The organism is Pseudomonas sp. GW456-L12, from assembly GCF_059424045.1.
This window is the reverse complement of sequence record NZ_JBWKZA010000002.1, coordinates 375,192-389,121: the sequence shown is the minus strand read 5'-3', so window position 1 is coordinate 389,121 and position 13,930 is coordinate 375,192. Positions and strand designations below refer to the sequence as shown.

At 61.5% G+C, this 13,930-nt stretch carries 11 protein-coding genes, 2 tRNA genes and 1 riboswitch; of the genes, 12 read left to right on the top strand and 1 reads right to left on the bottom strand.

Annotated elements, in window-relative coordinates; genetic code table 11:
• The first annotated feature begins 101 nt into the window (after positions 1–101).
• The 6 genes from aruF (at position 102) to astE (ending at position 6,624) form a co-directional block, all read left to right on the top strand.
• Complete coding sequence (gene aruF / locus AC07Y9_RS04290; RefSeq protein ID WP_007921551.1) at positions 102–1,121, top strand: arginine/ornithine succinyltransferase subunit alpha; 1,020 nt, start codon at positions 102–104, stop codon at positions 1,119–1,121.
• 82 nt (positions 1,122–1,203) lie between these two features.
• Positions 1,204–2,229, top strand: coding sequence for an arginine N-succinyltransferase (astA, locus tag AC07Y9_RS04285; protein ID WP_007921553.1), 1,026 nt, complete (start codon positions 1,204–1,206; stop codon positions 2,227–2,229).
• Entirely contained in the window at positions 2,226–3,695 is a 1,470-nt protein-coding gene (gene astD, locus AC07Y9_RS04280; RefSeq protein ID WP_173679802.1) for a succinylglutamate-semialdehyde dehydrogenase, read from the top strand. The genes astA and astD overlap by 4 nt, the downstream gene beginning before the upstream one ends.
• Before the next feature lie 207 nt (positions 3,696–3,902).
• On the top strand, positions 3,903–5,249 hold the full coding sequence (gene astB, locus AC07Y9_RS04275; RefSeq protein WP_102680560.1) for an N-succinylarginine dihydrolase: 1,347 nt from the start codon (positions 3,903–3,905) through the stop codon (positions 5,247–5,249).
• A gap of 63 nt (positions 5,250–5,312) precedes the next feature.
• On the top strand, positions 5,313–5,600 hold the full coding sequence (locus AC07Y9_RS04270; RefSeq protein ID WP_007921560.1) for a hypothetical protein: 288 nt from the start codon (positions 5,313–5,315) through the stop codon (positions 5,598–5,600).
• A 13-nt stretch (positions 5,601–5,613) separates the two neighbouring features.
• Complete coding sequence (gene astE, locus AC07Y9_RS04265; RefSeq protein ID WP_053262293.1) at positions 5,614–6,624, top strand: succinylglutamate desuccinylase; 1,011 nt, start codon at positions 5,614–5,616, stop codon at positions 6,622–6,624.
• A gap of 186 nt (positions 6,625–6,810) precedes the next feature.
• On the opposite strand, the gene AC07Y9_RS04260 is transcribed toward astE, so the two are convergent.
• The gene (locus AC07Y9_RS04260) at positions 6,811–7,317 is read right to left on the bottom strand and encodes a 6,7-dimethyl-8-ribityllumazine synthase (protein WP_053262292.1); all 507 of its coding nucleotides are present in this window, start codon (positions 7,315–7,317) and stop codon (positions 6,811–6,813) included.
• Between the two features lie 122 nt (positions 7,318–7,439).
• Positions 7,440–7,611, bottom strand: a riboswitch (FMN riboswitch).
• A gap of 211 nt (positions 7,612–7,822) precedes the next feature.
• On the opposite strand from AC07Y9_RS04260, the gene ltaE reads away from it, so the two are divergent.
• From ltaE to AC07Y9_RS04230, 6 genes are all read left to right on the top strand, one after another.
• On the top strand, positions 7,823–8,827 hold the full coding sequence (gene ltaE, locus AC07Y9_RS04255; protein ID WP_102680561.1) for a low-specificity L-threonine aldolase: 1,005 nt from the start codon (positions 7,823–7,825) through the stop codon (positions 8,825–8,827).
• A 146-nt stretch (positions 8,828–8,973) separates the two neighbouring features.
• On the top strand, positions 8,974–11,598 hold the full coding sequence (gene alaS, locus AC07Y9_RS04250; RefSeq protein WP_102680562.1) for an alanine--tRNA ligase: 2,625 nt from the start codon (positions 8,974–8,976) through the stop codon (positions 11,596–11,598).
• 96 nt (positions 11,599–11,694) lie between these two features.
• Positions 11,695–12,936 carry an aspartate kinase gene (locus AC07Y9_RS04245; RefSeq protein WP_007921569.1) on the top strand — a complete coding sequence of 414 codons (1,242 nt, stop codon included), beginning with the start codon at positions 11,695–11,697 and terminating at the stop codon, positions 12,934–12,936.
• A 185-nt stretch (positions 12,937–13,121) separates the two neighbouring features.
• Entirely contained in the window at positions 13,122–13,310 is a 189-nt protein-coding gene (gene csrA / locus AC07Y9_RS04240) for a carbon storage regulator CsrA (RefSeq protein ID WP_002554426.1), read from the top strand.
• 62 nt (positions 13,311–13,372) lie between these two features.
• A tRNA-Ser gene (locus tag AC07Y9_RS04235) sits at positions 13,373–13,463 on the top strand.
• A gap of 107 nt (positions 13,464–13,570) precedes the next feature.
• Positions 13,571–13,647: transfer RNA gene (locus AC07Y9_RS04230), tRNA-Arg, on the top strand.
• Positions 13,648–13,930: the final 283 nt, after the last annotated feature.

Below are 13,930 nucleotides of genomic sequence, written 5' to 3'. Positions count from 1 at the left end.
CAGGGCAAGCGTCGAGCCTCATTTTCGGTGCCGGGCTGTCCCGGCATTTTTTTCCCTGAGTCGGCCTCCTGGCTGGCCTGTTTCGAGTAAGGAGTGACACCATGCTGGTGATGCGCCCCGCGCAAATGGCTGATCTGGGCGAGGTACAGCGTCTGGCTGCGGACAGCCCGATTGGTGTCACTTCCTTGCCGGATGACGTGGAACGCCTGAGCGACAAGATCGCCGCAAGCGAGGCTTCGTTCGCCGCCGAGGTGAGCTTCAATGGCGAGGAGAGCTATTTCTTCGTCCTTGAGGATACCGAAACCGGCAAGCTGGTCGGTTGCTCGGCCATCGTCGCCTCGGCCGGTTATTCCGAGCCGTTCTACAGCTTCCGTAACGAGACCTTCGTGCACGCCTCCCGCGAGCTGAAGATCCACAACAAGATCCACGTGCTCTCCCAGTGCCACGACCTGACTGGCAACAGCCTGCTGACCAGCTTCTATGTGGTCCCGGAACTGGTGGGTTCGCCGTGGTCGGAACTCAATTCCCGCGGTCGCCTGCTGTTCGTCGCCAGCCACCCGGAGCGTTTCGCCGATTCGGTGGTGACCGAGATCGTTGGCTACAGCGATGAGAATGGCGACTCGCCGTTCTGGGATGCCATCGGTCGCAATTTCTTCGACCTCAACTACGCCGCCGCCGAGCGTCTGTGCGGGCTGAAAAGCCGCACCTTCCTCGCCGAGCTGATGCCGCATTACCCGATCTATGTGCCGCTGCTGCCGGATGCCGCGCAGGAAGCCATGGGCCAGGTGCACCCGCGGGCGCAGATCACCTTCGACATCCTGATGCGCGAAGGCTTCGAGACCGACCATTACATCGACATCTTCGACGGCGGCCCGACCCTGCACGCCCGGGTCTCGGGGATCCGCTCGATCGCCCAGAGCCGCGTGGTGCCGGTGAAGATCGGCGAGGTCGCCAAGGGCGGCGGCCGCCAGTACCTGGTCGCCAATGCGCAGTTGCAGGATTACCGCGCGGTGATGCTGGAGCTGGATTACGCGCCGGGCAAACCGGTGACCCTGGATCTGCAAGCGGCCGAAGCCCTGGGCGTCGGCGAAGGTGCCAGCGTGCGCCTGGTGGCGGTTTAACGGCTGCGGCAAATGCCGGAAGAATCCTGGAAAGCAGCGAGTTTCGCGGGGGCCGTCAGCGGCGCCCGTTTGAGGAGATAGCATGATCGTTCGTCCCGTACGCAGCAGCGACTTACCCGCTCTGATCGACCTGGCCCGCAGCACCGGCACTGGCCTTACCACCTTGCCGGCCAACGAAGAACGCCTGAAACACCGCGTGGGCTGGGCGGAAAAGACCTTCCGTGGCGAAGCCGAGCGGGGCGATGCGGATTACCTGTTCGTGCTCGAGGACGACAACGGGCGCGTGGTGGGGATTTCCGCGATCGCCGGCGCCGTTGGCTTGCGCGAGCCTTGGTACAACTTCCGGGTCGGCCTGACCGTCAGCGCCTCCCAGGAGCTGAACATCTACCGCGAGATTCCAACGCTGTTCCTGGCCAACGACCTGACCGGCAATTCCGAGCTGTGCTCGCTGTTCCTGCACGCCGATTACCGCACCGGCCTCAACGGCCGCATGCTGGCCAAGGCACGCATGCTGTTCATCGCCGAATTCCCGCAGCTGTTCGGCAATAAGATCATCGCCGAGATGCGCGGCATGTCCGATGAAGCCGGGCGCTCGCCATTCTGGGAAAGCCTGGGCCGGCACTTCTTCAAGATGGAGTTCAGCCAGGCCGACTACCTGACCGGCGTGGGCAACAAGGCGTTCATCGCCGAACTGATGCCGAAGTTCCCGCTGTACACCTGCTTCCTCTCCGAAGGCGCGCGCAACGTGATCGGCAAGGTGCACACCGATACCGAGCCGGCCCTGGCCATGCTCAAGAGCGAGGGCTTCAGCTACCAGGGCTACGTCGACATCTTCGACGCCGGCCCGGCGGTGGAGTGCGAAACCGCCAAGATCCGCGCGGTGCGCGACAGCCAGGCGCTGGTGTTGGCCATCGGCACGCCGGGCGACGACGCCACGCCTTTCCTGATTCATAACCGCAAGCGCGAGGACTGCCGGATCACCGCCGCACCCGCGCGCTTCGCGTCGGGCACCCTGGTGGTTGATGCACTGACCGCCAAACGCCTGCAACTCAATGCGGGCGATCAGGTCCGTGCCGTTGCGCTGTCTGCTTCCCGGGAGTCGAAATAATGAACACGCTGTACATCGCAGGCCAATGGCTGCCAGGCCAGGGCGAAGCCTTTGAATCCTTGAATCCGGTGACCCAGCAGGTGCTATGGTCGGGCAACGGCGCCACCGTCGCCCAGGTTGAAAGTGCGGTGCAGGCCGCGCGCCAGGCATTCCCGGCCTGGGCCAAGCGGTCGCTGGACGAGCGGATCGCCGTGCTGGAAGCCTTTGCCGCCAGCCTGAAAAGCCATGCCGACGAACTGGCGCGCTGCATCGGCGAGGAAACCGGCAAGCCGCTGTGGGAAGCCGCCACCGAAGTGACCAGCATGGTCAACAAGATCGCGATTTCGGTGCAGAGCTACCGTGAACGTACCGGCGAGAAGAGCGGCCCGCTGGGCGACGCCACCGCGGTATTGCGCCACAAGCCCCATGGTGTGGTGGCGGTGTTCGGCCCTTACAACTTCCCAGGCCATCTGCCTAACGGGCATATCGTTCCTGCCTTGCTGGCGGGTAACAGCGTGCTGTTCAAGCCCAGCGAGCTGACCCCGAAAGTCGCCGAGCTGACGGTCAAGTGCTGGATCGAAGCCGGCCTGCCGGCGGGTGTTCTGAACCTGCTGCAAGGCGCGCGGGAAACCGGTATCGCCCTGGCTGCCAACCCGGGGATCGACGGTCTGTTCTTCACCGGTTCCAGTCGCACCGGCAATCACCTGCACCAGCAGTTCGCCGGCCGCCCGGACAAGATCCTCGCGCTGGAGATGGGTGGTAACAATCCGCTGGTGGTGGACCAGGTCGCGGACCTGGACGCGGCGGTCTACACCATCATCCAGTCGGCCTTCATTTCCGCCGGCCAGCGTTGCACTTGCGCGCGCCGCCTGCTGGTGCCGCAAGGCGCCTGGGGCGACCAGTTGCTGGAGCGCCTGGTGGCGGTCAGCTCGACCATCGAGGTCGGTGCCTTCGACCAGCAGCCGGCGCCGTTCATGGGCTCGGTGATTTCCCTTGGCGCGGCCCGCGCGCTGATACAGGCCCAGGAAAACCTGTTGGCCAATGGCGCCGTGGCGCTGCTGGAAATGACCCAGCCGCAGGCCCAGGCCGCGCTGTTGACCCCGGGCATTCTCGACGTGACCGCGGTGGCCGAGCGCCCGGACGAAGAACTGTTCGGCCCCTTGCTGCAAGTGATTCGCTACGCCGATTTCGCAGCGGCGATCGCCGAGGCCAACGACACCCAATACGGCCTGGCAGCGGGCCTGCTGTCGGATTCCGAGGCGCGTTACCAGCAGTTCTGGCTGGAAAGCCGGGCCGGTATCGTCAACTGGAACAAGCAGCTGACCGGTGCTGCGAGCAGCGCGCCGTTCGGTGGTGTGGGTGCCTCGGGCAACCATCGCGCCAGTGCCTATTACGCGGCGGATTACTGCGCGTACCCGGTGGCGTCGCTGGAAACCGCGAGCCTGACCTTGCCGAGCGCGCTGACGCCGGGTGTACGCCTGGGGTGATGGGTTGCACCGCAGATTGCCGGAAGGTCCTGCGGACCTTGTCGCAGTCTGCGAAGCGGCTACAGAGAGCGGCGGGGCGTCGGTGGTTGTGGTAACCCTGTAGCCGCTGCCGCAGGCTGCGATCGTCCCGCGAAGCGGGCGCCGACGGCCTCAAGACATGTACTGATACCGATGCCTATAACAACAGATTCTCGTGGAGCCTCGCTGATGAAATCCTATGAAGTCAATTTCGACGGTCTAGTGGGGCCTACCCATAACTACGGCGGCCTGTCCTACGGCAACGTCGCGTCCCAGAGCAACAGCCAGCAGTCTTCCAATCCCAAGGAGGCCGCGCTGCAGGGCCTGGCGAAAATGAAAGCGCTGATGGAAATGGGTTTCCAGCAAGGCGTGCTGGCACCCCAGGAACGCCCGGACGTGGCCGCCCTGCGTCGGCTGGGTTTTGCCGGCAGCGATGCGCAGGTCATCGAGCGCGCCGCCAAGGATGCGATGCCGCTGCTGGTCGCCAGCTGCTCGGCGTCGAGCATGTGGGTGGCCAACGCCGCCACGGTCAGCCCGAGCGCCGACACCGCTGACGGTCGCGTGCATTTCACCGCCGCCAACCTGAACTGCAAATATCACCGCAGCATCGAGCACCCGACCACCAGTCGCGTGCTGGGGGCGATGTTCGCCGACCAGAAGCACTTCGCCCATCACGCGGCGTTGCCGGCGGTGGCGCAGTTCGGCGATGAGGGCGCGGCCAACCACACCCGTTTCTGCCGCGACTATGGCCAGGCCGGTGTCGAGTTCTTCGTCTTCGGTCGCAGCGCCTTCGATACCCGCTACCCGGCACCGCAGAAGTACCCGGCGCGCCAGACCCTGGAAGCCTCGCAGGCCGTCGCCCGCCTGCACGGCCTGAGCGACGACGGTGTGGTGTATGCCCAGCAGAACCCGTCGGTGATCGACCAGGGTGTGTTCCACAACGATGTGATCGCGGTGGGTAACGGCGAAGTGCTGTTCTATCACGAGGACGCGTTCCTTGAGACCGACAAGATGCTCGCCGAGCTGCAGGCCAAGCTGGGCAAGCGCGGCGGCAACTTCCAGTCGATCTGTGTGCCGCGCTCGCAGGTCACGGTGGAAGACGCGGTGCGTTCCTACCTGTTCAACAGCCAACTGCTGTCCCGCGCCGATGGCTCGATGCTGCTGATCGTGCCGGAAGAGTGCCGCGGCAACGAGCGTGTCTGGCAGTACCTGCAAAGCCTGACCAACTCCGGCGGCCTGATCCGCGAAGTGAAAGTCTTCGACCTCAAGCAGAGCATGCAGAACGGCGGTGGCCCGGCGTGCCTGCGGCTACGGGTCGCGCTCAATCAAACCGAGCTGGCGGCGGTCAACCCAGGGGTTATCATGACCGCGCCGTTGTACGGCACGCTGACCCAATGGGTCGACAAGCACTACCGCGACCGCCTGAGCGAAAACGATCTGGCGGACCCGCAATTGCTGCTTGAGTGCCGGACGGCACTGGATGAACTGACGCAAATCCTTAAACTGGGCGCGGTTTATCCATTCCAGATCAATTAAAAGCCCGCGCCTGCTTCTGCTGATCCAGGCGCGCCGCTTTACCTCCAGATGAGAGCGTAATAAATGAGCGATACCCTGCAGCTGATCCTTGAAGACACCGACGGCACTCAACTGGAAACTTCCTGCACCCGCGTTGCCGTGATGTGGCAAGGCAAGGAACTGTGGATCCAGCAGGACGGCCGTGGCCAGCTGCTGATCGGCGTGGACGTCGAGGAAGGCGACGAAGAATACGCCAACCTGCTGCTGCGCCCATTGGCGACTAATCTGGTAAGTCTGCAACTGGAAATGGAACCGGCCGACGCTGGTGACGACGATCACGTGCACGGCCCTGACTGCCAGCACGACCATTAAGGAATAACGTTCTATGCTCGCCCTCGGCAAACTGCTTGAACTGACCCTCGCCGGTCGTGAACCGGCGGAGAAGACTCAACTGACTGTCGACGGCGTGCGGATGCGCTGGCTGAGCGAAGGTGCGCTGGAGGTCCGGCCACCCCAGGCGCGGGACAATGGCATGGATGTGCTGTTGTCGGCCGGCATCCACGGCAACGAGACGGCACCGATCGAGTTGCTCGACCGTCTGTTGCACGACATCGCCCGCGGCGACCTCAAGCCGTGCGCACGCATTCTGTTCCTGTTCGGCAACCCCGAGGCCATGCGCCGCGGCGAGCGTTTCATCGAGCAGGACATCAACCGGCTGTTCAATGGCCGGCATGAACAAAGCAGCGGCAACGAAGCCTTGCGCGCCTGCGAGCTGGAGCGCCTGGCGGCGAGTTTCTTCAGCCTGCCGGAGCGTACCCGCCTGCACTACGACCTGCACACGGCGATCCGCGGTTCGAAGATCGAACAGTTCGCCCTGTATCCGTGGAAGGAAGGTCGCCAGCACTCGCGCCGGGAACTGGCGCGCCTGCGGGCCGCGGGCATGCAGGCGGTGCTGCTGCAGAACAAACCGTCCATCGTGTTCAGCTCCTATACCTACGACAAGCTGGACGCCGAGTCTTTCACCCTGGAGCTGGGCAAGGCCCGGCCGTTCGGGCAGAACCAGGGGGTGAATGTCGAGCGTCTGGAAACCCGCCTCAAGCAGATCATCGAAGGCCGCGAACCGCCCATGACGGAGGAGAAGCTGGATGGCTTGCAGCTGTTCAGCGTCGCTCGGGAAATCATCAAGCACAGCGATACCTTCCACCTGCATCTGCCGGCGGACATCGAGAACTTCTCCGAACTGGAAGTGGGTTACCTGCTGGCCGACGATATCGCCCAGACCCGCTGGATAGTCGAGGAGGAGGGCGCGCGGATCATTTTCCCCAACCCCAAGGTGAAGAACGGCCTGCGTGCCGGGATCCTGATCGTGCCGACCACGGCTGACGGCCTGGCCTGATACGGCAACCTGTAGCCGCTGCCGAAGGCTGCGATCGACCGCGTAGCGGGCGCAGCTTTTGAGGTTGATTAGAAGGCCCTGCGGGCCTTATCGCAGCCTGCGGCAGCGGCCACAAAAAGCATCGCGAGCCAGCTCGGCCCCTGTAGGAGTGAGCTGGCTCGCGATTTTGCTTTCAGCGTCTGACGCTTACACCGCTACCCGCTGTTCATGACGACGCAGGGCGCGAGTCTTGTGCAGGGTGTCGGCGCAGGTCTTCGCGGCTTCCTGGCCCTTGTGCACGAAATGCTCGAAGAAGAACTTCTGATGTTCTTCACCGGCGTGGAAGTGATGCGGGGTCAAGACCACCGAGAACACCGGCACTTCGGTTTCCAGCTGGACCTGCATCAGGCCGCTGATCACCGACTGGGCGACGAATTCGTGGCGGTAGATACCGCCGTCCACCACCAGGCCCGCGGCGACGATGCCGGCATAACGACCGGACTTGGCCAGCAGCTTGGCGTGCAGTGGAATTTCAAAGGCGCCGCCGACTTCGAAGAAGTCGATATCACTTTCCTGATAACCCTGGGCGAGCATTTCGCTGACGAACCCTTTGCGGCTCTGGTCGACGATTTCCTTGTGCCAGCAGGCCTGGATAAACGCCACACGTTCGCCGTGATGCTGTTTGCTTTTGCTATCGATTGCGGTGGGTTGCATTGGTTCTGACTCCTGTTTGTGTGAAAAACAGGGCGTTATGAATCGAAAGGGATTTAAGGGTACGTACAGGTCAGGCGCACAAGCAGTCATGCGCAGGTCTGTGGACGGCCCTTTGGCACCAATCCCGTTCTCTCTTCATCCGGACTATGACCGTCGGCCCCGGGATCACACCGGGTCTGCTGACCTTGCCGTCATTCGCCGCCGAAGCGGTGCCTGTCGCCAAGCGCTCGCGGGCTATGCGCATTGCGCGCAATTACCGCCGGTGGGGAATTACACCCCGCCCTGAGAACGTTGCCACCGGGCTTTGCGGCGGCGGTGAGTTTGTAACACATATTTTTCGGCGGTGCATTGCGGCGTTTGGATGATAAACATCGGTTTTTCATGTCCATCGCTGGGCTTTTCCCGGGCGGGCCTTGATAAATCACGGTTGTGCCCGTAGTAATTCAGTTCGAAAGAATTTCCTTATCCGCAGCGACGTTCGCGTCCCCTTGCCGAGGCCTGATTCATGAGCGTTATCGATCTTCGTAGTGACACCGTTACCCAACCCACGGCAGGCATGCTGGAAGCAATGGCCACGGCGGCCACGGGCGATGATGTCTACGGCGAAGATCCGACGGTCAACCGCCTGGAAGCTGAACTGGCGCAGCGCCTGGGGTTCGCCGAGGCGCTGTTCGTGCCGACCGGCACCATGAGCAACCTGCTGGGCTTGATGGCCCATTGTGGGCGTGGCGACGAATACATCGTCGGCCAGCAGGCGCATACCTATAGGTACGAGGGCGGCGGCGCGGCGGTGCTGGGTTCGATCCAGCCACAGCCACTGGAAGTCCAGGCCGACGGCTCGCTGGACCTGGCCCAGGTGGCCGCGGCGATCAAGCCGGATGATTTCCACTTTGCCCGTACCCGCCTGCTAGCGCTGGAAAACACCATGCAGGGCAAGGTGCTGCCATTGAGCTATCTGGCGCAGGCCCGGGCCTTCACCCGTGAGCATGGTCTGGCCCTGCACCTGGACGGCGCGCGGCTGTACAACGCGGCGGTCAAGCTGGGTGTCGATGCGCGGCAGATTACCCAGTACTTCGATTCGGTTTCGGTGTGCCTGTCCAAGGGCCTGGGCGCGCCGGTGGGCTCGGTGCTGTGCGGTTCGGCGCAGCTGATCGGCAAGGCCAGGCGCCTGCGCAAGATGGTCGGCGGTGGCATGCGCCAGGCCGGAATCCTGGCCGCGGCGGGCCTGTACGCGCTCGATCATCACGTAGCGCGCCTGGCCGATGACCACGCCAATGCCCAACTGCTGGCCGAGGGGCTGCGTGAAGCGGGCTATGACGTCGAGCCGGTGCAGAGCAACATGGTCTATGTCGCGATGGGCGACAGGGCAGAAGCGCTCAAGGCCTTCGCCGGCGAGCGCGGGATCAGGTTGAGCGCCGCGTCGCGGCTGCGGATGGTCACCCATATGGACGTCAGTCGTGCACAAATCGAGCAGGTCGTCGGGACTTTTATCGATTTTTCCCGCAACTGACAGTGTTAGCCGTCCAATTGACCGTCTCTATCGTATAAACACGCTGTACCCCAAGCTCAGGGCCGATATAATGCGGCCCTTTGCCGTCGTTTCGTCTGATGACGTTTCGCACAGGCCTTTGGCCGCAGTCTCCGTGGAAGAACCTAATGAAAAGCGCAGAAATCCGTGAAGCCTTCCTTCGCTTCTTCGAAGAGCAAGGCCACACCCGTGTAGCCTCCAGCTCTTTGATTCCGGGCAACGACCCAACCCTGCTGTTCACCAACGCGGGGATGAACCAGTTCAAGGACTGCTTCCTGGGCCAGGAAAAGCGCGCCTATACCCGCGCCGTAAGCAGCCAGAAATGCGTACGCGCCGGCGGCAAGCACAACGACCTGGAAAACGTCGGTTACACCGCCCGTCACCACACTTTCTTCGAAATGCTGGGCAACTTCAGTTTCGGCGATTACTTCAAGCGTGACGCCATCACTTTCGCCTGGACATTCCTGACCTCCGACAAGTGGCTGAACCTGCCGAAAGAAAAGCTCTGGGTCACCGTCTACGCCAGCGATGACGAGGCCTATGACATCTGGACCAAGGAAGTCGGGGTTCCGGCCGAGCGCATGGTCCGTATCGGCGACAACAAGGGCGCGCCATACGCCTCCGACAACTTCTGGACCATGGGCGATACCGGCCCGTGCGGTCCTTGCACCGAGATTTTCTACGATCACGGCGCCGACATCTGGGGCGGCCCACCGGGCTCGCCGGAAGAGGATGGCGACCGTTACATCGAGATCTGGAACAACGTATTCATGCAGTTCAACCGCACCGCCGATGGCGTGTTGCATCCGTTGCCAGCGCCGTCGGTGGACACCGGCATGGGCCTGGAGCGGATCAGTGCGGTCCTGCAGCACGTTCACTCGAACTATGAAATCGACCTGTTCCAGAGCCTGCTGAACGCGGCGGCCAAGGCCATCGGTTGCACCAACGACGCCCAGGCGTCTTTGAAAGTCGTGGCCGACCACATCCGTTCCTGCGGCTTCCTGATTGCCGACGGCGTGTTGCCTTCCAACGAAGGCCGCGGTTATGTCCTGCGTCGCATCATTCGCCGCGCTTGCCGTCACGGCAACAAGCTGGGCGCCAAGGGCAGCTTCTTCTATCAGATCGTCGCTGCCCTGGTTGCCGAAATGGGCGAAGCCTTCCCGGAACTGAAATCCCAGCAGGCACACATCGAGCGCGTGCTGAAAGCCGAAGAAGAGCAGTTCGCCAAGACCCTGGAGCAGGGCCTGAAGATCCTCGAGCAGGACCTGGCCGAACTCAAAGGCACGGTGGTACCGGGCGACGTGGTGTTCAAGCTGTATGACACCTACGGTTTCCCGATGGACCTGACTGGCGACATCGCCCGTGAGCGCGAACTGACCCTCGACGAGGAAGGTTTCGAGCGCGAGATGGAAGCCCAGCGCGTACGTGCCCGTTCCGCCAGCTCCTTTGGCATGGACTACAACAGCCTTGTCAAGGTCGATGTGGCCACCGAATTCACCGGTTATCACGCCACCAGTGGTTCGGCCAAGGTGGTTGCTCTTTATAAGGAAGGGCAATCGGTCGACGTGCTGAGCGAAGGCGAAGAGGGCGTGGTGGTTCTCGACCAGACGCCTTTCTACGCCGAGTCGGGCGGCCAGATCGGCGACTGCGGTTACCTGCAAGCGGGTAATGCGCGTTTCGACGTGCGCGATACCACCAAGACCGGCGGGGCTTTCCTGCACCACGGCGTCTTGGCCAGCGGCAGCCTGACCGTTGGTGCACCGGTGCAAACCCAGGTGGATGCCGAGGTGCGTCACGCCACTTCGTTGAACCACTCGGCCACCCACTTGCTGCACGCCGCTCTGCGCCAGGTACTGGGCGAGCATGTACAGCAGAAGGGTTCGCTGGTCGACAGTCAGCGCCTGCGTTTCGACTTCAGCCATTTCGAAGCAATCAAGCCTGAGCAGATCAAGGCCCTGGAAGACATCGTCAACGCCGAGATTCGCAAGAACACCGCGGTGGAAACCGAAGAAACCGATATCGACACCGCCAAGCAGAAGGGCGCCATGGCGCTGTTCGGCGAGAAGTATGGCGACAGCGTGCGTGTCCTGAGCATGGGCGGCGATTTCTCCGTTGAACTGTGTGGCGGTATCCACGCCAATCGCACCGGTGATATCGGCCTGCTGAAAATCATCAGCGAAGGCGGCGTGGCCTCTGGCGTACGGCGTATCGAAGCCGTCACCGGTGCCGCGGCACTGGCGTACCTGAACGCTGCGGAAGAGCAACTCAAGGAAGCGGCGACCCTGGTCAAGGGCAGCCGTGACAACCTGATCGACAAGCTGTCGGCCGTGCTGGAGCGCAACCGTCTGCTGGAGAAACAACTCGAGCAGTTGCAGGCCAAGGCGGCCAGTGCCGCTGGCGACGACCTGTTGGCGCAGGCGCTGGATATCAAAGGCGCGAAAGTGCTGGCGGCGCGCCTGGACGGTCAGGACGGCAAAGCGCTGTTGGCGCTGGTCGATCAGTTGAAAAACAAACTCGGTCGCGCAGTGATCCTGCTCGGCAGTGTCCATGAGGAAAAGGTCGTACTGGTTGCGGGCGTAACCAAGGACCTGACTGGCCAACTCAAAGCCGGTGATTTGATGAAGCAAGCCGCTGCGGCAGTGGGCGGGAAGGGCGGTGGTCGTCCGGACATGGCGCAGGGCGGTGGTGTCGATGCCGCTGCGCTGGATGCCGCGCTGGCCCTGACCGTTCCGTTTGTCGAGCAGGGGATTTAAGGTTCCAAGCCGAGCCCGTCGTCTAGTGGCGGGCTTTGGAGCTGCGCAGTTTGATTGATTAATGGGCGCCCCTTTACGGGCTGAGGCGGCTTAGAAATGGCTTTGATCGTACAGAAATTTGGAGGCACCTCGGTCGGTTCTGTCGAAAGAATCGAGCAGGTCGCCGACAAGGTGAAAAAATTCCGCGAAGCCGGTGACGACCTGGTGGTTGTGCTGTCGGCCATGAGCGGCGAAACCAACCGTCTGATCGACCTTGCCAAGCAAATCAGCGGCGACGGTCAGCCGGTTCCTCGCGAGCTGGACGTGATCGTTTCCACCGGTGAGCAGGTAACGATCGCACTTTTGGCCATGGCGCTGATCAAGCGCGGCGTGCCGGCAGTCTCCTATACCGGCAACCAGGTGCGGATTCTGACCGATAGCGCGCACAATAAAGCGCGCATTTTGCAGATCGACGATCAGAAAATTCGCGGTGACCTGAAGGCTGGTCGCGTGGTTGTGGTCGCAGGTTTCCAGGGCGTCGACGAGCACGGCAACATCACTACCCTCGGTCGTGGCGGTTCCGACACCACCGGCGTGGCACTGGCGGCAGCCCTGAAGGCTGACGAATGCCAGATCTACACCGATGTCGACGGCGTCTACACCACCGATCCGCGCGTGGTGTCCGTGGCCCAGCGCCTGGACAAGATCACCTTCGAAGAAATGCTGGAAATGGCCAGCCTGGGTTCCAAGGTGCTGCAGATCCGCGCAGTCGAGTTCGCCGGCAAGTACAACGTTCCGCTGCGCGTACTGCACAGCTTCAAGGAGGGTCCGGGTACCCTCATTACTATTGATGAAGAGGAATCCATGGAACAGCCGATCATTTCCGGCATCGCTTTTAACCGCGATGAAGCCAAGCTGACCATCCGTGGCGTGCCAGACACTCCCGGCGTGGCCTTCAAGATTCTCGGCCCGATCAGTGCCGCGAATATTGAAGTCGACATGATCGTGCAGAACGTTTCGCACGATAACACCACCGACTTCACCTTCACCGTGCACCGCAACGATTACCTGGCAGCCCAGCAAGTGCTGGAAAACACTGCCCGTGAAATCGGCGCCCGGGAAGTGGTAGGCGATACCAAGATCGCCAAGGTCTCGATCGTTGGCGTTGGCATGCGTTCCCACGCGGGTGTTGCCAGTCGAATGTTCGAAGCACTGGCCAAGGAAAGCATCAACATCCAGATGATCTCGACCTCGGAAATCAAGGTTTCCGTGGTGATCGAAGAGAAGTACCTGGAACTGGCTGTGCGCGCTCTGCACACGGCTTTCGAACTGGACGCTCCGGCCCGACAGGGCGAGTGATGCGTTGCCCGAAGGGCGCGGTTTACCGCGCCCTTTGTTTTTTTGATCGGCGTGACAGAAAACTGTTCTTTTGCTCGCGCTAGTCAATACTTAGGCGTGTAGGGCTACGGCCGTCCTGGTTGTAGGTCGATACCCTTTTTTTTGCAGACTGTTGTCCCTGAAATGAAATGCGTGAGGAGAAAGGTATGCTGATTCTGACTCGTCGGTGCGCAGAAAGCCTGATTATTGGTGATGGCGAAATCACCGTGACCGTGCTTGGCGTCAAAGGAAATCAAGTGCGTATCGGTGTCAACGCCCCTAAAGAGGTAGCGGTGCACCGGGAAGAAATTTACCTGCGGATAAAGAAAGAGAAGGACGAAGAACCAAGCCATTAATTTTTATCGTTTTTTTTGTTTGCAAACGGGGAGAAAGCTGGTTAATATACGCCCCGTGTTGCGGAGAGCTGGCCGAGTGGCCGAAGGCGCTCCCCTGCTAAGGGAGTACACCTCAAAAGGGTGTCGGGGGTTCGAATCCCCCGTTCTCCGCCATTATTTACTTAGTTCGTTGTAATCTGGCTTCTTCTGTAAGTTGTTGAAATTACTAGAAAAAGTGCTTTACAAAAAGATTTAACGGCCTATAATGCGCGGCAACAAATGCACTCGTAGCTCAGCTGGATAGAGTACTCGGCTACGAACCGAGCGGTCACAGGTTCGAATCCTGTCGAGTGCACCATATACCAAGAAGCCCGCATTTATTGCGGGCTTTTTGCTTTCTGCCGTTTGGGTTTTCTCCCTTCTTTATTGGTTCCTCTGTTTGAACGTCGCGATCATTCTGGCGTCGTATTCAGCGTGTGCCTGTCCTTTTGATGTGGCCTTTCGAAAACTCCCGGCAATTGTGAATCGATAGCGGGAGCGAGTTCCGGGCGCAGTTTTTTGGTCTGGGGTGTGTTTTCTTTTTCGGATGGTGCGTCGCAGCTTTATAGATTCAGCGCTTCTTCAGCTTTGCGCCGCAAGCG